We start from the raw sequence: 19916 nt of genomic DNA, 5'->3' as shown, positions 1-19916 counted from the left end.
AATGTCTCTTTAAGCAGGTCATGATGAGCCGCTTCAGTCTTGCCTTCCCTCTCGATCCCCGACACAAACAACCTCTTTACCGGCAGATTTATCAGCGGGTGAAGCAGGCGATCATGGCAGGGCAACTCAGGCACGGCAGCCGTGTGCCATCTGTCCGCGCGCTGGCCAGCGAGCTCGGCGTGGCGCGGGCCACGGTTGAAAATGCCTATAGCCTGCTGATGGCGGAAGGCTTTCTGCAAAGCCGCGGTCAGGCTGGCACGGTTGTCAGCGCGCCGGAGAGCTTATCCGCACCTGCGCCAAAGGTGATCAGGAAAGACGCTGCACGTAAGCCCATCAATCCGATGCTGCCTTCAGTTTCTTCCCTTCCTTTCCAGCTCGGGCTGCCGGCGCTGGATGCGTTCCCCCGTGCTATCTGGTCGCGCATTGTCTCGCGGCAAATCCGTCATACCAGCATGAATGATTTAGGCCATCCGCCGCTGACCGGTACGGACGTTTTACGCCACGCCGTCGCCCGTTATCTGCAACTCTCCCGTGGATTTACCTGCCGTCCGGAACAGATATTTATCTGCGGTGGCTATGCGCCGTTGCTGGACTTGATTACCGGCAGCCTGCTGCAACAGGGTGACGGCGTCTGGCTGGAAGATCCCGGTTATCCGGTGACGCAGGCATTTTTCCGCGCGGCAGGTGCCACTCCGATGGCGGTGAATGTCGATGACGAAGGCATGAACGTGCCGCAGGCGGTAAAACATTTCCCCCATGCCCGTTTTGCCGTGGTGACGCCTGCGCATCAAAGCCCGACCGGCGTGACCATGAGCTTATCGCGACGTCTGGCGCTGCTGGACTGGGCGGCGAATCAGCAGGCATGGGTTATTGAAGATGATTACGACAGTGAGTTCCGCTATCACGGCCAGCCGCTGCCTTCGTTGAAAAGCCTGGATACGCAGGGAAGGGTGATTTACGCCGGTACATTCAGCAAAGTGATGTTTCCGGCGCTGCGCTGCGGCTATATGGTGGTGCCGGAGAGTCTGGTGGAAAAAATCGAGGCGTATTGTCCGCTGCGTATTTGCGGCACGCCGCCTTTGGTGCAAAGCAGCATTGCGGATTTTATCGAGCAGGGGCATTTCTACCGGCACCTGAAGCGGATGCGCCAGCTTTATGCTGAGCGGCGCGGCTATCTGGAACAGGCACTGACGGCGGCGTTTCCGGCGCAGATATTGCGCGTCAGTCAGCAGATCGGCGGGATCCAACTTTGCACCACACTCAATGCCGCTCTGGACGATGCGCTGATCGCGAAAAATGCCCGCGAACAGGGGCTGGCAGTGCAGGCGCTGTCTGACTGGCAGGTTGAGCGCCGCGTGAGGGGTGAGGCTTTACGTCCGAACGGCCTGCTGATGGGGTTTGTGAATATCAGTTCTCAGCAACAGGCTGACGGACTGGTGAAACGGCTGGCTGTCGTGTTTGAAAACAGCCGTTAATCAGTGCGGCATCCGTCTGGCGACCAGTGTGAATTTATAATCATCCGTGCGGAAGGTATTGCGGCTGAATTCAAACACCGTGCCATCCGCCAGAAAACCCTTCGAGATCTTCTGTAAAATCGGCTGATCTGCGGCCACGCCCAGCAGCGACACCATCTCTTTGGTCGGCATCAGCGGGATAACTTCCTGCTCGCTGCGGTCAATTACCAGACGTTTGGTCTGCTCCATCCAGGCATATTTCGAACCCTGCATCACCTCGTAAGTCAGGTCAGGGAACAAGTCCAGCGGCATCCAGGTTTCTTCCAGCGTCACAGGTTTGCTGGCGATATAGCGCAGGCGCTTGATGTAATACACCCGCGCCTGTTCAGCCAGTGCCAGCGCTTCGGCGATACCGATCGGCGGTTTCACGATGGAGAACGCCAGAACCTCACTGTGCGAGGGTCTGTCCAGAGGCTGTAACTTCTCATCAAAGCTGGTCAGCTGATAAATAGCGTAATTGACCTTCGCTTCCTTCACGTAAGTCCCGCTGCCCTGCACGCTTTCCAGCACATCCTGTTCGACCAGCAGCTTGATCGCCTGCCGTACCGTCACACGACTGACGCCAAACTGCTCGCGCAGACGCAATTCTGTCGGCAGCGCATCGCCTGTTTTGATTTCTCCGCGCTGGATCTGATCGCGGATCTGCGAAGCGATCTGGCGGTAAAGCGGCTGATTACTCACGTTTCAGGTTCCTGTCGGGCACGTTCGGACGAGTGTAACAGTTCACAGACCCTGCAAAAACAATACAACCCAACGAAAGATCTTCTATCTGGATCACAGTCATCTCTTGCGGGTCTGATGTTTAATACAAATACAATACAAAAATAATACAAATATCGTTTTTCATCGATTCAGACAGGACAACTTATGGATCTTACATTACTGACGTCTCCCGAACTGATACACCTCAATAGCCATTTTTCCAGCCGTGAACGGGCGATCGCTTTTCTTGTTCAGCAACTCGATCAGCAGGGGATCCTTGATAACGCACAGGATTTTTTGCAGGCGGTGACGGAACGTGAAAACGAAGGCCCGACTGCGCTGGGCGAAGGACTGGCGGTACCGCACGGCAAATCGGCCAGTGTCCGGCGCGCGGCGTTTGCGCTGGCAACGCTGGAAAATCCGCTGCCGTGGCAGGGCGTGGATGGTGAGGAGCCGGTAAACATGATCTTCCTGCTGGCGATCCCCGAAGCGGAGGCGGGTTCGACCCACATGGAACTGCTGACGGCACTGACCACGCGGCTGGTTGATGATCAAACCCGTGCGGCGCTGCTGGTGGCGCGACACGTGCAGGAGGTGCTGGCGTTACTGGGCGAAGAGTCTGTGCCGGAAACTCAGAAACTGAGGGCTTTGCCTGACGATGCGCCGCGGGTAGTGTGCATCACTGCCTGTCCGGCGGGGATCGCGCACACTTATATGGCGGCGGAATATCTGGAAAAAGCGGCGAAAAAATTAGGTATCCACATTGATGTGGAAAAGCAGGGCGCTAACGGCATTGAGAATGCGATCACTGCCGCGCAATGTGATCGTGCCGTTGCCTGCGTTTTTGCCGCTGAAGTGGCAATCAAAGACAGCCAGCGTTTTGACGGGATCCCCTGCGTTCAGGTGCCGGTGGCGGAACCGATCCGCCACGCCGAAGCGGTGCTGCAACAGGCGCTTGCGATACGGCGGCAGCCCGGTGAAATCGTGGCTTCAGCGCCGGTTAAGCCGCAGAAAACCAGCATAAAAGCAGATTTAAAACAGGCTTTGCTGAGCGGAATTTCCTTTGCCGTGCCGCTGATTGTCGCCGGTGGCTCGTTGCTGGCGGTGACTGTGCTGATCGCGCAACTGTTTGGCTGGCAGGAACTGTACGCGCAGAAAGAGTCATGGTTGTGGATGTACCGTCAGCTCGGCGGCGGCATGTTGGGCATTCTGATGGTACCGGTGCTGTCGGCCTACACCGCTTATTCGCTGGCAGACAAACCGGCGCTGACGCCGGGCTTTGCCGCCGGACTGTGCGCCAACATGATCGGCGCAGGGTTTCTCGGTGGTGTGGCGGGGGGCCTGATTGCCGGTTATGTCATGCGCTGGATGAAAAAACATGTCCGCCTGCGCGCCAGCTTCAACGGCTTCCTGATGTTTTACCTCTATCCGGTGCTCGGCACGCTGGTCACCGGCAGCGTCATGTTATTTGTGATCGGCGAACCGGTGGCGTGGCTCAATACCAGTCTGACCGCATGGCTGAACGGATTATCCGGCAGTAACGCGATGGTACTCGGCGCGCTGATTGCCTTTATGTGTTCCTTTGATCTGGGCGGGCCGATCAACAAAGCGGCTTATGCGTTTTGTCTGGGCGCGATGGCAAACGGTGTTTACGGCCCTTACGCTATTTTCGGTGCGACCAAAATGGTCTCGGCATTTACCGTGACCGCGTCAACTCTGCTGGCACCCCAACTGTTTAAATCTTTTGAAATCGAAACCGGAAAGTCCACCTGGCTGCTCGGCCTGGCGGGGATCACCGAGGGTGCGATCCCGATGGCTATTGAAGATCCGCTACGCGTCATCGGCTCCTTCCTGGCGGGATCGGTCGTGACTGGCGCGATCGTCGGGGCTTCGGGGATCGGCCTTTCCACGCCAGGTGCGGGCATTTTCTCCATGTTCCTGCTGCATGATGGCGGATGGGGTGGCTGGCTGTCGGCAGCTATCTGGTTGGGTGCCGCGCTGGCGGGCACGGTGATTTCCACGGTGGTTTTGCTGAGCTGGCGGGGTTACGCGGTACGACAGGGACATTTCACCGGCGACATCCCTTCTTCTTAATTTCGGGTTAATTCACATTGTGCCCTGCAGGGCTTGAAAGGAATGATTTTATGACTGTTTCCCGCGTTCATCTGACCCCGCATATGCACTGGGATCGCGAATGGTATTTCACGACGGAAGCCTCGCGGATCCTGCTGGTCAATAACATGGCGGAGATCCTCGTTCGTCTGGAAAATGACGCTGACTATCCGTTTTACGTCATGGACGGACAAACGGCGATCCTCGAAGATTATTTTGCGGTTTGCCCGGAAAACCGTCCCCGTGTGAAGGCGCTGGCCAGGGCCGGAAAGCTGATTATCGGGCCGTGGTATACGCAGACCGACACGATGGTGGTCAGTGGTGAGTCCATCCTGCGCAACCTGCTGTACGGCATGCGTGATTGCCGCGAGTTTGGTGAGCCCATGAAAATCGGCTATCTGCCGGATTCCTTCAGTATGTCCTCCCAGCTTCCGCATATCTTTAACGGGTTTGGCCTGCAACATGCCATGTTCTGGCGCGGCTGCTCGGAACGCCACGGCACGGATAAAACCGAGTTCCGCTGGCAGAGTAACGACGGCAGCGAAGTCACCGTGCAGGTGCTGCCGCTGGGTTATGCCATCGGCAAATATTTACCCGAGAATGAAGAGGCGCTGCGCGAACGGCTGGATAAGTATCTGCCGGTGCTGGAAGCGGCGTCGCTGACCGGCGATATTCTGCTGCCTAACGGTCATGATCAGATGCCGCTGCAGCAAAATATCTTTACCATCATGGAGATGCTGCGGCGGATTTACCCGCAGCGCAGTTTCCAGCTCAGCCGTTTTGAAGAAATTTTTGAACGCATCGATGCCATCAAACCGCAACTGGCGTTGTTGCGGGGGGAATTTAACGATGGCAAATACATGCGCGTTCACCGCACCATTTCCTCTACCCGTATGGACATCAAACAAGCCAACGCAGCGATTGAAAACAAAATCGTCAATGTGCTCGAACCCTTGTGTTCCATAGCCTGGCGCTTAGGTTTTGATTACCATCATGGCCTGATCGAAAAAATGTGGAAGGAAATTATGAAGAACCACGCGCATGACAGCATCGGCTGTTGTTGCAGCGACAAGGTTCATCAGGAAATTATGTCGCGCTTTATTCTCGCTGACGACATGGCCGAAAACCTCATTCAGTTCACGATGCGTAAAATCATCGATAACCTGCAACCTGACGGTCACATCGCTGACCGGCTGGCGCTGTTCAACTTCTCACTGCATCCGCGGCAGGAAACGGTCAATACCACCGTGCGGATACGGGCGTCCTCTTTCAGCCTGACTGACGGGCAGGGCAGTACGGTGTCTTATTTCATCCGCGAAGCGCGGGAAATCGATCCGGGGCTGGTGGACAGGCAGATTGTGCACTACGGCAATTACGAACCCTTTATGGAATACGACATCCAGCTTTGCGCCACGCTGCCCGCGATGGGCTACGTCACCCTGAACGTTACGCCGCATCAGCCGGGCATTTTGCAGCCCGCGCCGCAGGGCGAAGAGGTGCTGGAAAACGATTATTACCGCGTGACGGTTAACCCGAACGGTACGCTGGATATTCTTGATAAACAGACTTCCCACCGTTATCAGCAGGTACTGGAACTGGAAAACGGCTCTGACGATGGCGATGAATATGACTATTCTCCGGCGCGTGACGAATGGGTGCTAACCTCGGGCAGCCTGACGGCTGAGGTGAGTTATCAGCATCAGCCGTGGCAAAGCACGGCGACCATTTCGCTGACGATGCCGCTGCCGGGGACGCTGGCAGATCGCGCCACGCGAACTTTGAGCCGTGAAATGCCTGTAACAATCAACGTGACGCTGGCGAAAAACAGCCGCCGGATTGAGATCGAACTGGCGCTGGAAAACCGCGCGGAAGATCACCGGTTGCGGGTACTGATCCCGACGCCGTTTGCCAGCCAGACAGTGGTGGCCAACAATCAGTTTGGTTGTATTACCCGCCCGGTAAATGATGCGGCGATGGATAACTGGGAAGCAGAAAACTGGAAAGAAGCGCCGGTACCGGTATGGCAGCTAATGAATTTCGCGGCATTACAGGACGGCAATCATGGGCTGGCGCTGTTTACCGAAGGGTTGCGTGAGTTTGAGGTGGTCGGCGAATCCTATAATATCTTCGCCCTGACGCTGTTTCGCGCCGTCGGTGTTTTGGGTAAGGAAAATCTGTTGCTGCGTCCTGGACGTCCTTCCGGCATTAAAATGCCGACGCCGGATTCGCAGATGGCGGGCAAACAGGTTTACCGTTTCGCCCTGTTCGGTTTCAGTGGCGATCCTATTCAGGCAAATGTTATGCAACATGCGCGGGATTATCTGACGCCGGTGCGCACCTACAACAAAATGCCGTATGACGCGATGAAGCTGAATCTGACGAAAAACAAGACCCCGTCGCGTTTCAGCCTGATGCACAAATGCATTTCGGGTACGGTGTTAAGCGCCCTGAAAAAAGCCGAAGATGAAGAGGCGTTGATTGTGCGGGTTTATAACCCCTCGGAAACGCAAAGCACGCAGGATAATTTGCAGATTAATGTCACTGTGGCCGAATGGCAGGAAGTCCGCATGGATGAAACGCAGGTCTCTTCTCAACATAAAAAAGGTGACCTGGGGACGTTTAAACCCTGCCAGTCAAAGAGTTTTCGCATTCATTTTTAACGTTAACGGGTTGCAAAAATAGAAAACGGAGCCCGAAGGCTCCGTCGTCTTTTTAGCAACTGCGCGGCAATGAGGGAGCCACGCGGATGTTTCAGCTTTTAAGCTATATTCCCGACACAGGAGTGAAACATCACAAATTGCCTCTTTACGTTAGCGGCGTCCCAGCAGAACACCGATAACAATACCAATTGCGGCACCTGCACCGACGCCGTACCACGGATTATCTTTCACATAATCATTGGCCGTAGCCGCTGCATCACGCGCCTGCTGACTCAATTTTTCGCTGTTGAAACGAGCACGGGTTTCACGCAGAACACCCTGTGCCTTACTGCGGATTTTATCCAATTCATCCCTGGATTTATCACCTGCAGACTGAAGCACTTCATCCAGCGTGTCTGCCAGCAGGGTTACGTCCTGATCGATATTTTTTTCAATTTTATCTTTTTTCTTAAACATTCTGTCTCTCCTTGTGTGACTGCTGAATTAAGCATAGACCATAATGTTGTACCGGCTGGTTCTTTAAGGACAAAGGTCTGTGATGACGAAGCTTTTTAGTCCATGACACTGTGTCATAAAGACAGGCGGGGTGCGGCTGGCGTGATGCAGTTCAGATTCTTCTGCAAAACGAAATTCGCGTTACAGGCCATAACATTTTTAGCCCGTTTTGAAGGCGAAACCCGTTTATACTGTTTAATCTATTCTTTGTGATCTCATTTTTCGGGTCCGCCCATGTCTTTAAGTACGCTTCGTTCTAACGCGCTGCTCAATAAACGCATTTTGTCGTTCATGCTGTTCACTTTCGTTGTTTATCTGACCATTGGTTTACCTCTCGCGGTATTGCCGGGATTTGTGCATAACACGCTGGGATACAACTCTGTGCTGGCAGGGCTGGTGATCAGCGTTCAGTATTTCTCGACACTCATCAGTCGTCCGCATGCCGGACGATACGCCGATCTCCTTGGCCCGAAGCGGGTGGTCATTTTTGGCCTGATTTGCTGCGGAGTCAGCGGCATTTTTTACGCAATGGCGTTTTGGTTTTCGGCGTTTCCGCTGGTGAGTCTGCTGATGCTTTGTGTCGGCCGTGTCTTCCTGGGCGTCGGTGAAAGCTTTGGCAGCACCGGGACTACGCTGTGGGGAATTGGTGCAGTGGGTGCGAAACATACCGCGCGAGTGATCTCCTGGAATGGTGTGGCAACATACGGTGCGATGGCCGTCGGTGCACCTCTCGGCGTACTGCTCAACCATGCTTACGGGTTGATGGGTGTGGCGGTACTGATTATTGTCGCAGCTGCGTTTGCCGCCATACTGGCCTGCATGAAAGCGGCGATTTCTGTCACCGCCGGTAAGCGGATTGCCTTCAAAGCGGTTGTCGGGCGCATCTGGCTTTATGGCCTCGGGCTGGGATTCGGCACTATCGGTTTCGGCGTTATCGCCACCTTTATTACCCTTTACTATGCCGATAAAGGCTGGAGCGGGGCGGCATTTACGCTCACATTATTCAGCCTCGGATTTGTCGGTGCGCGCCTTATTTTCGGCAATATGATTAACCGGTTCGGCGGTTTGCGGGTCTCACTGGTGTCTTTTGTATTGGAAGTCGCGGGATTACTGATGATCTGGTGGGGACAGGATCCGTTGTCGGTGCAACTGGGTGCCTTTCTTACCGGTTCCGGCTTCTCGCTCATTTTCCCTGCGCTGGGCGTTGAAGCGGTAAAACAAGTGCCGCCGCAAAATCAGGGCACGGCACTTGGGCTGTATTCCGCTTTTCTGGATTTGGGGCTCGGCATTACCGGGCCGGTGGCCGGGTTAATTATTTCGCATTTTGGCACGCCGTCTATTTATCTTGCAGCGGCATTTATGGTGGTAATTGCCTGGCTGCTGACCCTCAGACTGTGGGTAAACACTTCGCGGCAAACGTCTGTGTAATACCCCTTTAATTTTCAGGGCTAAGGCGTTTGGATAAATCCTAAATTCGCCGAAATTTGGGATAAACGCATTGTCTGGCAGAGTTATTGCGGTAAGGTCGCCTTGCGGTTAAAGAAGCGAGGAGCAACCATGTATTTACGGCCAGATGAAGTGGCACGTGTTTTAGAAACCTCAGGGTTTGAACGTGATTTTATTGATGATAAAGCCTACGGTTACCGCCGGGGTGAGCATTATGTGTATGTAAACCGGGAAGCGCGGTTTGGCCGGACTGCCCTGGTAATACACCCGGCGTTGAAAGAGCGCAGTGAGCGTTTTGCTGAACCGACAGCATCGTTTCGCAGCAGTGAAGCCTACAAGAATTTCCCGCTGGATGTTTCCAGTGACAATGAGACCTACTACGGCATCTGCCACGGTTTCAGTTCACGCCAGATCCTGGCCAGCTATCTGGATAACGTATTCAGATAATCTTCATACACAGGCGGGTGATGCAAAAAAGCCACTGAACTCAGTGGCTTTTTTACGTTTTAAACCAGATGGATCTGATTATAGGTTTCATTGTAGTCGCGGCGAAATTGCGCCAGCTCGAAGGGTTCGATATCCAGTTCGGCAAAATAGAACAACGCCAGCTCTGCGTGTTCACTGCTTAACTGTGGCGGCAGATGTGCGCGCACTAAAATGTTCCGCCAGCGGACGATATTTTCTTCTGAAGCGTCTTTAATAAATGTCTGATAAATAAAAACGACATACGCGGCTTTGCGGATTTCTTCAGCATAGCCGCCGCTGATTGAGCGGATAAACATCTCGCTTTGACGTTTGCCCATTTCCAGCAGCATGGAATCGATATAAACCGGCTTTATTTTCAACAGACTGGCGAGAGAATCATTCGCTTTTCGGGTATCTGCTGTCATAAACCAATAACCCACAATAAAAACCACAACTACTGCAGCAAGCATAATCCATATCATTCTGGACTCTGGCCTCCGGCCTTTTCTGGCGTGATGTGAAAGGTGCATGCAACACCCGATGCTGCGAGTTTATCTGCTAATGGGGGGAAATACGTGAAGGAGTGACAAAGAATTTGCGCTCTGTGGAGATGATGATCTTCACAAAACCACGGTACGGTCATTTAACGTTCATTATACCCGTGTAAATAACATAAACTTTTAAGGGAGTAAGTGATGGCCAGAAATATTGAGATTAAAGCCCGGATCGATGATTTTTCCGCACTGTATGAAAAAATTGCGCTGCTATCTGATGGATTGCCGGATCTCATTGATCAGGATGATACCTTTTTCGTGTGTCCGCACGGCCGCCTGAAATTACGCACATTAGCGCCCGATCGCGGTGAGTTGATTTTCTATCAGCGCCCTGACAAGGTTGGCCCTAAAACCAGTTTCTACACGCTTTCACCCACGCAGGATCCTGACAGTTTGCGCGAAACCCTGACACTGGCCTATGGCGCTGCCGGGCGTGTCATCAAACAGCGCACCCTTTTTATGATCGGACAAACCCGACTGCATCTCGACAGGGTAAAAGGACTGGGCGATTATCTGGAATTCGAAGTCGTACTTGCTGATGACGAAACACCGGAGCAGGGCATTGTCATTGCTGAGGACTTACTGGAACGGCTGGGGATTAACCGGCAGGAACTGGTGGATCAGGCGTATGTTGATTTGCTGAATGCGCAAGGCCGACGCCCTCACGATTAAATTTACCATTGCCGCCCTATATCTTTAAGGCGGCAATATGCTGAAGTGACTTCATGCTGAAAGCTACTTCGTTTCTTCCAGGGAATAAGGCAACGGCTGAATGCGCAACTGACTGGTGGCGTCATCGCGCACCCGCAGACTGGCATCGGCTTCCAGATCATTATTCAGTACGGCCTGAACCCAAAGCGTACCGTCGCTGAGCTGAACCGCCGCCAGTACGGTGCCTGTCCGGCGCCAGTTTTCACCCAATTGTAATTCGAGGTCGTCAGCCGGTGCTGGCACTTTACTTGCTTTACCTGCCAGCCAGTACAATGCACGTTTGTTCGCACCGCGGTATTTCGCACGAGCCACCATTTCCTGACCGGCGTAGCAGCCTTTAGTAAAACTGATGCCGTCAAGCGCCTGAATGTTAGTGGCCTGCGGGATAAACTGTACGGCGTTGAGGGTGTCAATCACCGGGAAACCGGCCTCGATATCCAGCGCCAGCCATTGCTGGCTGTCGTTGCGTTGTGCCTGCTCACCCAGTTCTTCCACCACCTGACGGGCTTTTTCCGGGCTGGTGACAATCAGATAACGTTCGGCTGGCAGAGAGAAATGCAGCAGGGTAGTTTCATCTTGTTGCACGACTTGCTGTTCAGCCGTTGGCAAGGTTGAAAAAAGCCCGGTCAGTGCAGCACTGGCCTGAAAACCTGCCACACCGAGCAAAACCACATCGTCATCGGCAGTGAAAGTCACTTTAGAAAATACGGCGTACTTTTTGATTTCCGTTAACTGGGTGTCGCGCACATTGCGGCGTTCAATAAACGCCATACCATCGCCACGCTTGAACAGACGCAAATCACTCCACATTTTCCCTTTCGCATCACAGTGCGCACAGAGAATATGCTGATCGGCGGCCAGCGCATCGACATCCGCGGTAACCTGACCTTGCAGGTATTTCACGGTGTCTGCACCGGTCATGGTCACCAGTGCCCAGTCTTCCAGTGAAATCAGCGTTAGCGGAAGATGGGAGGATGCTGAAGGTTTTTGCGGTGGAAAGGGAAAGTCGTTAGCCATTTTCTGATCCCGGTCTATGAAATGTGACTGATGCCTCATGGTAAAAGAGCCCACCCGCTTTGAAAACAGTTATTGGTGCCTTTTCCAGGATACCTTCCAGAGAATGTAAGATAAGCGACAGGTTTGCATCAGGTTTTCCAGCACATCACATAGATTGACAAAACAGGGCACTGAAAAATTACGCCCCTGCGCAACGGGCTGTTAGAATCGCTTTCTATATAAAAGAATTCTCATTGTGTATCCTAAAAAAGAGTCTTGTTATGGAAAGCAAAAACCCACTGGATATTAATAATCGTTCCCGCGTTCACTGGGCTTGCCGCCGCGGTATGCGCGAGCTGGATATCTCCATCATGCCGTTCTTCGAGTATGAATATGATTCGCTGAGCGATACTGATAAAGAAGTGTTTGTCCGCCTGCTGACCTGTGACGATCCGGATTTGTTCAACTGGCTGATGAATCACGGTGAACCGAAAGACACCGAATTACAGCGTATGGTTGCCCTTATTCAGACTCGAAACAAAGCCCGTGGCCCTGTGGCGATGTGATCTCCGGGTGTCCTGGCGCAGTCAGCTCATTTCACTGGGATGTTACGGTGGCGTGATGCTGCTTATTTTGCTGGCACCCTGGCCTGCAGGTTACTGGCCGGTATGGATGACGTTGCTTTTGCTGGTGTTGTTTGAATGCATCCGTAGCCAGCGGCGCATTACAGCACGCACGGGCGAAATGATCCTGCTTGAAGATAATCGTCTTTTGTGGCGCGGCCATGAATGGCAGATTAAACAGCCGGTATGGATGATAAGCCATGGTGTGCTGCTCTCGTTGCGTCGCGAAAAGCGTAAAGGCGGGCTGGCACAGGCGATGCGCAGTTCAAGGCAGCGGTTATGGCTGGCATCGGACAGCATGAGTCTGGAAGAATGGCGGCGGTTGCGACAGATATTGCTCAGCGGTGCACCGCGCAGCCCGGCAAAACCGGGCTGAAAGGGCCATGTTCATGGAAAGCTGACGCCGGGATTTTATGCGGCGTTAAAGCAGCGCATCCATTTCCAGCAGGATCTGTTCGCACCATTGTTGCAGACGTTCTTCGGTGAGATCGAACTGGTTCACATCATCCAGAGCCAGCCCGACGAAATGTTTACCGTCCGCACTCAGCGGTTTCGGGCTGGTAAACTCAAAGCCTTCCGTCGGCCAGAAACCAATGAAATGCACGCCAAGGGGAACCAGCTGATGATAAAGCATGCCGAGCGCGTCAAGGAACCATTCGCCGTAGCCGAGCTGATCGCCCATGCCATACATGGCTACGATTTTGCCGCGTAATTTAAGCGTCGGGAGTTGATTCCAGACCGCTTCCCAGTCTTCCTGGATTTCACCAAAATCCCATGTCGGGATGCCCAGGATCAGGATGTTGTAGTCTTCCATCCTGTCGGGATCAACATCTTTTATGTTATGCAAATCAACCAGTTCTTCACCTAAAATGTCGCGGATTTTTTCCGCTGCCATTTCGGTGTAACAGGTACTGGAACCGTAGAAAAGTCCGATCTTCATACTTGCTGCCATAACGTTATCAGAATACGAATGACAGGCAGTGTAGCAGATCCGGGCACAGGAAAGGCATAATGGCCGTCATGAGTAAGAGGAGTCGGGATGCCAAAACAAGATAATGCGAGCCAGCGGGATGTGACACCTGAGCAGATGGCCCGGGCGGTCAACGAAGCCGATCAGAGTCTGACGGAGCAGTTTCTGGACATGCTCTGGATTGAACGCAATCTTGCTGAAAATACACTGTCATCCTATCGTCAGGATCTGAAATCTCTGCTGGGCTGGCTGCATCATAATAATACGGATCTGCTGCATGTCAGCGCCGAAGATCTGCAGTTGTTTCTGTCTGAGAGGATCGAAGGGGGATATAAAGCCACCAGCTCAGCGCGGTTGCTCAGCGCGATGCGCCGCCTCTTTCAGTACATGAACCGCGAATCCGTGCGTCAGGATGATCCGACCGCGTTGCTGTCTTCGCCAAAATTACCGCAACGCCTGCCGAAAGACCTCAGCGAAGCGCAGGTTGACGCCTTACTGGCTTCACCGAGTGTCGATGTGCCTCTTGAACTGCGCGACAAAGCTATGCTGGAACTGCTTTATGCCACCGGTTTGCGTGTTTCCGAACTGGTCGGGCTGACGCTCAGTGATCTGAGCCTGAGGCAGGGAGTGGTAAGGGTTATCGGTAAAGGCAATAAAGAACGGCTGGTGCCGATGGGCGAAGAAGCCGTGTACTGGATTGAAAACTATTTCGAGCATGGCAGGCCGTGGCTGCTGAACGGGCAATCGCTGGATATCGTGTTCCCCAGCAACCGGGCGCAGCAAATGACACGCCAGACATTCTGGCATCGCATCAAACACTATGCGATCCTTGCGGGCATTGATGCAGAGCGGCTGTCTCCCCACGTTCTGCGCCACGCTTTCGCCACCCACTTATTGAATCACGGCGCAGATCTGCGCGTGGTGCAAATGTTGTTAGGTCACAGCGACTTATCGACCACACAAATCTATACCCATGTAGCGACTGAACGACTCAAACAGCTACATCAACAACATCATCCCCGTGCGTAACAGGCCGGAGAAAAAGGACGACATGATGAAAAAAGGTTTAATGCTGCTGACGCTTATGGCTGCGTGTATGAGTTCCGCCGTCCATGCTGACGAAGCAGCCATCAAAGCCACGCTGGGCAAACTGGGCATGAGCCATGCCGAAATCCAGCCTTCGCCGGTAACCGGCCTGAGCGCGGTCTCTTCCGACAGCGGCACCCTTTACATTACCGACGACGGAAAACACGTTTTGCAGGGGCCGCTGTATGACGTCAGCGGCAGTCATCCGGTTAACGTCACCAACAAAGCGCTGGTGAAGAAGATGGATGCATTACAAAACGAGATGATCATTTACAAAGCCAAAAACGAAAAGCATGTGATCACAGTATTTACCGACATCACCTGTGGCTATTGTCACAAGCTGCATCAGCAGATGCAGGACTATAACGATCTTGGTATAACCGTGCGTTATCTGGCCTTCCCGCGTCAGGGATTGAATTCTAAAACCGAGAAAGACATGCAGTCGGTCTGGTGTACAGGCAACCGCAAAACCAGTTTTGATGCGGCAATGCGTGGCGATGATGTTACGCCGGCAACCTGTCAATCCAGTGATATTGCGAAACACTTTGAGCTGGGCGTCCAGTTCGGAGTGACAGGCACTCCGGCCATTGTGCTGGAAGACGGTACTTTGATCCCTGGCTATCAGCCGCCAAAAGAAATGGCTGCCATGCTCGACCAGCAGGATCCTTCACATAAAACCGGTGGTTGATTTTTCGTGACCTTGCAGACCCAACTTCGCCGTCGGGAGGCGGCGGCTGGCGTGGATCTTCCCGCCGAACTCTCCCCGCTTTTACGCCGCCTGTATCTCGCCCGCGGTGTGACACAAAGCCAGGAGCTTGAGCGCAGCGTACGTGGCATGCTGCCTTATCAGCAACTTGATGGTATTGATACCGCCGTTGCCTTACTGCAAAAAGCACTGGCTGAACGTCTGCGCATAATTATCGTTGGCGACTTTGATGCTGATGGCGCAACCAGTACTGCGCTCACATTGCTCTCGTTGCGCAGTATGGGCTGTGGGAACCTGGATTATCTGGTGCCGAACCGTTTTGAAGATGGCTATGGTCTCAGCCCGGAAGTGGTCGAACAGGCGGCGTCACGCGGTGCAGAGTTGATCCTCACCGTTGATAACGGCATTTCTTCCCACGCGGGTGTGGCGCTTGCCCATGAAAAAGGCATTCAGGTGCTGGTCACCGATCACCACTTGCCGGGCGAAACATTGCCGGATGCCGAAGCGATCATTAACCCGAATCTGGTCGGCTGCGAGTTTCCGTCCAAATCGCTGGCAGGTGTTGGCGTGGCATTTTATCTGATGCTGGCGTTGCGCAGTGCATTACGCGAGAGCGGCTGGTTTGAACAACACGGCCTGGCTATCCCGAATCTGGCGGAACATCTGGATCTGGTGGCGCTTGGCACCGTGGCTGACGTCGTGCCGCTCGATGCCAACAACCGCATCATGGTGTATCAGGGGCTGAACCGTATTCGTGCCGGAAAATGCCGGGCGGGGATCCGTGCTCTGCTGGAAGTGGCCGGGCGCGAAGCCCGTACGCTGTGCGCCAGTGATTTAGGTTTTGCGCTCGGGCCACGGCTGAATGCCGCCGGACGTCTTGATGATATGTCGGTTGGTGTGGCGCTTTTACTCAGCGAAGACATCGGGCAGGCGCGTGCGCTGGCCAGTGATCTGGATGCGCTGAACCAGACCCGCCGTGAGATAGAGCAGGGCATGCAGGTCGAAGCACTGGCGCTGTGTGACAAACTGGAACGCAGCACCGACGCGCTGCCGTTCGGGCTGGCGATGTATCACCCCGAATGGCATCAGGGTGTGGTTGGCATTCTGGCATCACGCCTGAAAGAGCGCTTTAACCGTCCGGTGATAGCCTTTGCACCAGCGGGTGAAGGCATTCTCAAAGGCTCCGGCCGTTCTATCGCCGGTTTGCATATGCGTGATGCGCTGGAGCGTCTCGATACACTCAATCCCGGACTGATGATGAAATTTGGCGGCCATGCGATGGCGGCTGGCTTATCGCTTGAAGAGAGCAAGTTCGATGAATTTCGCGATAAATTCGCTGAACTGGTGGGCGAATGGCTGGATCCCGCTCATCTTGAAGGTGTGATCTGGTCGGATGGGGAACTGACTGCCCGCGAGCTGACCCTTGATACAGCTGAAATGCTGCGCGATGGTGGCCCGTGGGGACAGGCGTTCCCGGAACCAACCTTTGACGGCAGGTTCCGCATCCTGCAACAGAAACTGCTGAAGGAGCGTCATCTCAAGCTGATGATTGAACCTGTCGGCGGTGGTCCGCTTCTTGACGGCATTGCCTTTAATATCGATCCGACTTTCTGGCCGGACAGCAGTATCCGTGAAGTGCAGTTGGCCTACCGGCTGGATATCAATGAATTCCGTGGAAATCGCAACGTTCAGTTGATTATCGAACATTTATGGCCGAAATAAGCGATTTACGCCGGCAATAAACCCTGCAAAAAAACGGCTCCTTGCTATAAAAAGACCGCTAATTCCGTTAGAATCTGCGGTTCGAATGGCATTGGGCCAACTCCGAATCTAACGTAAGACGCGAAAATCATGTTTGAAATTAATCCGGTTAAAAACCGCATTCAGGACCTGTCCGATCGGACAGTGGTTCTTCGGGGGTATCTTTGACTATGATGCCAAGAAAGAACGCCTCGAAGAAGTAAACGCCGAGCTGGAACAGCCGGACGTATGGAACGAGCCAGAACGTGCGCAGGCGCTGGGCAAAGAGCGTTCCTCTCTGGAAGCTATCGTTGAAACCATCGATGAGTTGTTGCAGGGCGCAGAAGATGTCACCGGCCTGCTGGAACTGGCTGTAGAAGCCGACGATGAAGACACCTTCAATGAGACGGTTGCTGAACTCGATGTACTGACCGCCAAACTGGAACAGCTTGAATTCCGCCGCATGTTCTCCGGTGAATACGACAGTGCGAGCTGCTACCTCGATATCCAGGCTGGTTCCGGTGGTACGGAAGCACAGGACTGGGCGAGCATGTTGCTGCGCATGTATTTGCGTTGGGCGGAAGCCAAAGGTTTCAAAACTGAAGTTATCGAAGAATCGGATGGTGAAGTGGCAGGGCTTAAATCTGCGACCATCAAGATCATCGGCGATTATGCGTTTGGCTGGCTGCGTACCGAAACCGGCGTCCATCGCCTGGTGCGTAAGAGCCCGTTTGATTCCGGCGGTCGTCGCCATACCTCGTTCAGTTCCGCGTTTGTGTATCCGGAAGTGGATGACGATATCGAAATCGAAATTAACCCTGCCGACCTGCGTATCGACGTATACCGCGCGTCAGGTGCGGGTGGTCAGCACGTCAACAAAACGGAATCTGCGGTACGTATTACCCACCTTCCGACCAACATTGTGACCCAATGTCAGAACGACCGCTCCCAGCATAAAAACAAAGATCAGGCCATGAAGCAGATGCGTGCGAAGCTTTATGAGTATGAGATGCAAAAGAAAAATGCGGACAAACAGCAGCTGGAAGACAACAAGTCTGACATCGGCTGGGGCAGCCAGATTCGTTCTTACGTGCTGGACGATTCCCGTATCAAAGATTTACGCACGGGTGTTGAAACGCGAAATACGCAGGCCGTACTGGATGGCGACCTGGATAAATTCATTGAGGCAAGTTTGAAAGCCGGGTTATGAGGAACCAAAATGTCTGAGCAACAACCAGCAGCGCAAAGTGCAGAAAATGTACCAGATCTTAACAACGAGCTGAAATCTCGTCGTGAGAAGCTGGCTTTACTGCGCGAATCCGGTATCGCTTTCCCTAACGATTTCCGTCGTGACAGCATCTCTGATGAATTGCATGCGAAATATGGCGAAAAGACCAACGAAGAACTGGAAGCATTAAACATCGAAGTCACCGTGGGTGGCCGTATGATGACCCGCCGTATCATGGGCAAGGCGTCTTTTGTCACCCTGCAGGATGTCGGCGGCCGTATCCAGCTTTACGTGGCTCGTGATGATCTCGCTGAAGGCATCTATAACGAGCAATTCAAAAAATGGGATCTGGGCGATATTCTGGGTGCGACCGGTAAGCTGTTCAAAACCAAGACCGGCGAGCTGTCGATCCATTGTTCTGAACTGCGTCTGCTGACCAAAGCGCTGCGTCCGTTGCCGGATAAATTCCACGGCTTGCAGGATCAGGAAGCGCGTTACCGTCAGCGTTATCTCGACCTGATCGCTAACGAAGATTCCCGTAAAACCTTCAAGATCCGTTCTCAGATCATGTCGGGCATCCGCAGCTTCATGGTGGAAAACGGCTTCATGGAAGTCGAAACCCCGATGATGCAGGTGATCCCTGGCGGCGCGGCGGCGCGTCCGTTCATCACTCACCATAATGCGCTTGATATCGACATGTACCTGCGTATCGCGCCGGAACTGTATCTGAAACGTCTGGTTGTCGGTGGCTTCGATCGTGTCTTCGAAATCAACCGTAACTTCCGTAACGAAGGTGTTTCTCCGCGTCATAACCCAGAGTTCACCATGATGGAACTCTACATGGCGTACGCGGATTACAAAGACCTGATCGTTCTGACCGAATCCCTGTTCCGCACCCTGACTGAGTCCGTTCTGGGCAGCAGTGTGGTGCAGTACGGCGACCAGACCTTCGATTTCGGCAAGCCATTCGCCAAGCTGACCATGCGTGAAGCGATTTGCAAATACCGTCCGGAAACTGACGTTGCGGATCTCGACGATCTGGCAAAAGCGACCGCTATTGCAGAATCACTCGGTATCAAAATCGAGAAGAGCTGGGGCCTGGGCCGTATCGTGACCGAGATCTTCGAAGAAACTGCCGAAGCACAGCTGATCCAGCCAACGTTCATTACGGAATATCCGGCAGAAGTTTCTCCGCTGGCGCGCCGTAATGATGTGAACCCTGAAATCACTGACCGTTTCGAATTCTTCATCGGTGGGCGTGAAATCGGTAACGGCTTCTCCGAGCTGAACGATGCAGAAGACCAGGCACAGCGCTTTGCTGATCAGGTTTCTGCGAAAGATGCAGGCGATGACGAAGCGATGTTCTATGACGAAGACTACGTGACAGCGCTGGAACACGGCCTGCCACCGACTGCCGGTCTGGGCATTGGTATTGACCGTATGGTGATGCTGTTCACTAACAGCCACACCATCCGCGACGTTATCCTGTTCCCGGCGATGCGTCCGCAGACTCAGAAATAAGTTTTCTTCAGAAACTACAAAAGGGCGCTCCGGCGCCTTTTTTCATGCTGCAGATCACGACAAATGCTAACTGCTTAAAACTCCAGCGCTTATCCGCAATCACGTCTTGCTCCGCCGTCGTAACCGGTTATAATGCCAGTCGCACACCTAAGCGGGTGTAGTTCAATGGTAGAACGGCAGCTTCCCAAGCTGCATACGAGGGTTCGATTCCCTTCACCCGCTCCAAAAACTTCTTCCTCAAATCTGTTCAATACCCCAAAAAAATTCACTACCCAATCCCGATTATTCGTATTTCCTGTACGTCGTTTCTGCATGTCTAAATTTTGAACTCAAAAGTTTAAAAACTATGCAAATCAGCTACCTCCCCTGCGAAGGGAAGGGTTGGGG

At 53.4% G+C, this 19916-nt stretch carries 18 protein-coding genes and 1 tRNA gene; 14 read left to right on the top strand and 5 right to left on the bottom strand.

What is annotated here, in order from left to right:
• Positions 1-23: 23 nt before the first annotated feature.
• Entirely contained in the window at positions 24-1475 is a 1452-nt protein-coding gene (gene pdxR / locus J1781_RS03460) for a MocR-like pyridoxine biosynthesis transcription factor PdxR (RefSeq protein WP_217233213.1), read from the top strand.
• On the opposite strand, the gene J1781_RS03455 is transcribed toward pdxR, so the two are convergent.
• On the bottom strand, positions 1476-2195 hold the full coding sequence (locus J1781_RS03455; protein ID WP_217137547.1) for a GntR family transcriptional regulator: 720 nt from the start codon (positions 2193-2195) through the stop codon (positions 1476-1478).
• Between the two features lie 186 nt (positions 2196-2381).
• Here J1781_RS03455 and mngA point away from each other — a divergent pair, with 186 nt between their 5' ends.
• Both mngA and mngB read left to right on the top strand, forming a co-directional pair.
• Positions 2382-4310: a PTS 2-O-a-mannosyl-D-glycerate transporter subunit IIABC gene (gene mngA, locus J1781_RS03450; protein WP_129992021.1), complete on the top strand. Its 1929-nt coding sequence runs from the start codon at positions 2382-2384 to the stop codon at positions 4308-4310.
• A 50-nt stretch (positions 4311-4360) separates the two neighbouring features.
• Entirely contained in the window at positions 4361-6988 is a 2628-nt protein-coding gene (gene mngB, locus J1781_RS03445; protein ID WP_217233207.1) for a mannosylglycerate hydrolase, read from the top strand.
• 150 nt (positions 6989-7138) lie between these two features.
• Here the strand turns inward: mngB and J1781_RS03440 are convergent, their stop codons facing one another.
• Entirely contained in the window at positions 7139-7444 is a 306-nt protein-coding gene (locus tag J1781_RS03440; RefSeq protein ID WP_129954891.1) for an ElaB/YgaM/YqjD family protein, read from the bottom strand.
• Positions 7445-7717: 273 nt separating this feature from the next.
• Between J1781_RS03440 and J1781_RS03435 the strand changes: the two genes are divergently transcribed.
• Both J1781_RS03435 and J1781_RS03430 read left to right on the top strand, forming a co-directional pair.
• A complete protein-coding gene (locus J1781_RS03435; RefSeq protein WP_217233206.1) occupies positions 7718-8911 on the top strand; it encodes an MFS transporter in 1194 nt (397 codons plus the stop codon).
• A 129-nt stretch (positions 8912-9040) separates the two neighbouring features.
• Positions 9041-9376: a DUF2002 family protein gene (locus tag J1781_RS03430; RefSeq protein ID WP_013574102.1), complete on the top strand. Its 336-nt coding sequence runs from the start codon at positions 9041-9043 to the stop codon at positions 9374-9376.
• A gap of 59 nt (positions 9377-9435) precedes the next feature.
• On the opposite strand, the gene J1781_RS03425 is transcribed toward J1781_RS03430, so the two are convergent.
• Positions 9436-9876: a DUF1198 domain-containing protein gene (locus tag J1781_RS03425; RefSeq protein WP_129954893.1), complete on the bottom strand. Its 441-nt coding sequence runs from the start codon at positions 9874-9876 to the stop codon at positions 9436-9438.
• 213 nt (positions 9877-10089) lie between these two features.
• Here J1781_RS03425 and J1781_RS03420 point away from each other — a divergent pair, with 213 nt between their 5' ends.
• A complete protein-coding gene (locus tag J1781_RS03420) occupies positions 10090-10620 on the top strand; it encodes a class IV adenylate cyclase (protein WP_129992023.1) in 531 nt (176 codons plus the stop codon).
• A gap of 63 nt (positions 10621-10683) precedes the next feature.
• On the opposite strand, the gene ygfZ is transcribed toward J1781_RS03420, so the two are convergent.
• Positions 10684-11676, bottom strand: coding sequence for a tRNA-modifying protein YgfZ (ygfZ, locus tag J1781_RS03415; RefSeq protein WP_217219167.1), 993 nt, complete (start codon positions 11674-11676; stop codon positions 10684-10686).
• A 278-nt stretch (positions 11677-11954) separates the two neighbouring features.
• On the opposite strand from ygfZ, the gene sdhE reads away from it, so the two are divergent.
• Positions 11955-12221, top strand: coding sequence for an FAD assembly factor SdhE (gene sdhE / locus J1781_RS03410; RefSeq protein ID WP_129955005.1), 267 nt, complete (start codon positions 11955-11957; stop codon positions 12219-12221).
• Positions 12202-12654, top strand: coding sequence for a protein YgfX (locus J1781_RS03405; protein ID WP_129954896.1), 453 nt, complete (start codon positions 12202-12204; stop codon positions 12652-12654). Before sdhE ends, J1781_RS03405 begins: the two co-directional genes overlap by 20 nt.
• A 45-nt stretch (positions 12655-12699) precedes the next feature.
• Here J1781_RS03405 and fldB read toward each other — a convergent pair whose 3' ends face one another.
• Entirely contained in the window at positions 12700-13218 is a 519-nt protein-coding gene (gene fldB / locus J1781_RS03400) for a flavodoxin FldB (protein ID WP_013574110.1), read from the bottom strand.
• Between the two features lie 147 nt (positions 13219-13365).
• On the opposite strand from fldB, the gene xerD reads away from it, so the two are divergent.
• From xerD to J1781_RS03370, 6 genes are all read left to right on the top strand, one after another.
• A complete protein-coding gene (gene xerD / locus J1781_RS03395) occupies positions 13366-14277 on the top strand; it encodes a site-specific tyrosine recombinase XerD (RefSeq protein WP_217137562.1) in 912 nt (303 codons plus the stop codon).
• Positions 14278-14302: 25 nt separating this feature from the next.
• Entirely contained in the window at positions 14303-15022 is a 720-nt protein-coding gene (gene dsbC, locus J1781_RS03390; protein ID WP_129954897.1) for a bifunctional protein-disulfide isomerase/oxidoreductase DsbC, read from the top strand.
• A gap of 6 nt (positions 15023-15028) precedes the next feature.
• Entirely contained in the window at positions 15029-16762 is a 1734-nt protein-coding gene (recJ, locus tag J1781_RS03385; RefSeq protein WP_129954898.1) for a single-stranded-DNA-specific exonuclease RecJ, read from the top strand.
• A 129-nt stretch (positions 16763-16891) separates the two neighbouring features.
• A protein-coding gene (gene prfB / locus J1781_RS03380; RefSeq protein ID WP_129954899.1) for a peptide chain release factor 2 occupies positions 16892-17990 on the top strand; the annotation gives its coding sequence in 2 pieces (ribosomal slippage) (positions 16892-16966 and positions 16968-17990; 1098 coding nt in all).
• A gap of 9 nt (positions 17991-17999) precedes the next feature.
• Positions 18000-19529 (top strand): lysine--tRNA ligase, encoded by a 1530-nt coding sequence (gene lysS / locus J1781_RS03375; protein ID WP_217157879.1) that lies wholly within the window; start codon positions 18000-18002, stop codon positions 19527-19529.
• Positions 19530-19680: 151 nt separating this feature from the next.
• Positions 19681-19754: transfer RNA gene (locus J1781_RS03370), tRNA-Gly, on the top strand.
• The last annotated feature ends 162 nt before the right edge of the window (positions 19755-19916 follow it).

It is taken from the genome of Rahnella perminowiae, from assembly GCF_019049695.1.
Lineage (GTDB): Bacteria > Pseudomonadota > Gammaproteobacteria > Enterobacterales > Enterobacteriaceae > Rahnella > Rahnella perminowiae.
The sequence above is the reverse complement of the archived record's forward strand: the minus strand, read 5'-3'. Positions and strand labels throughout refer to the sequence as shown.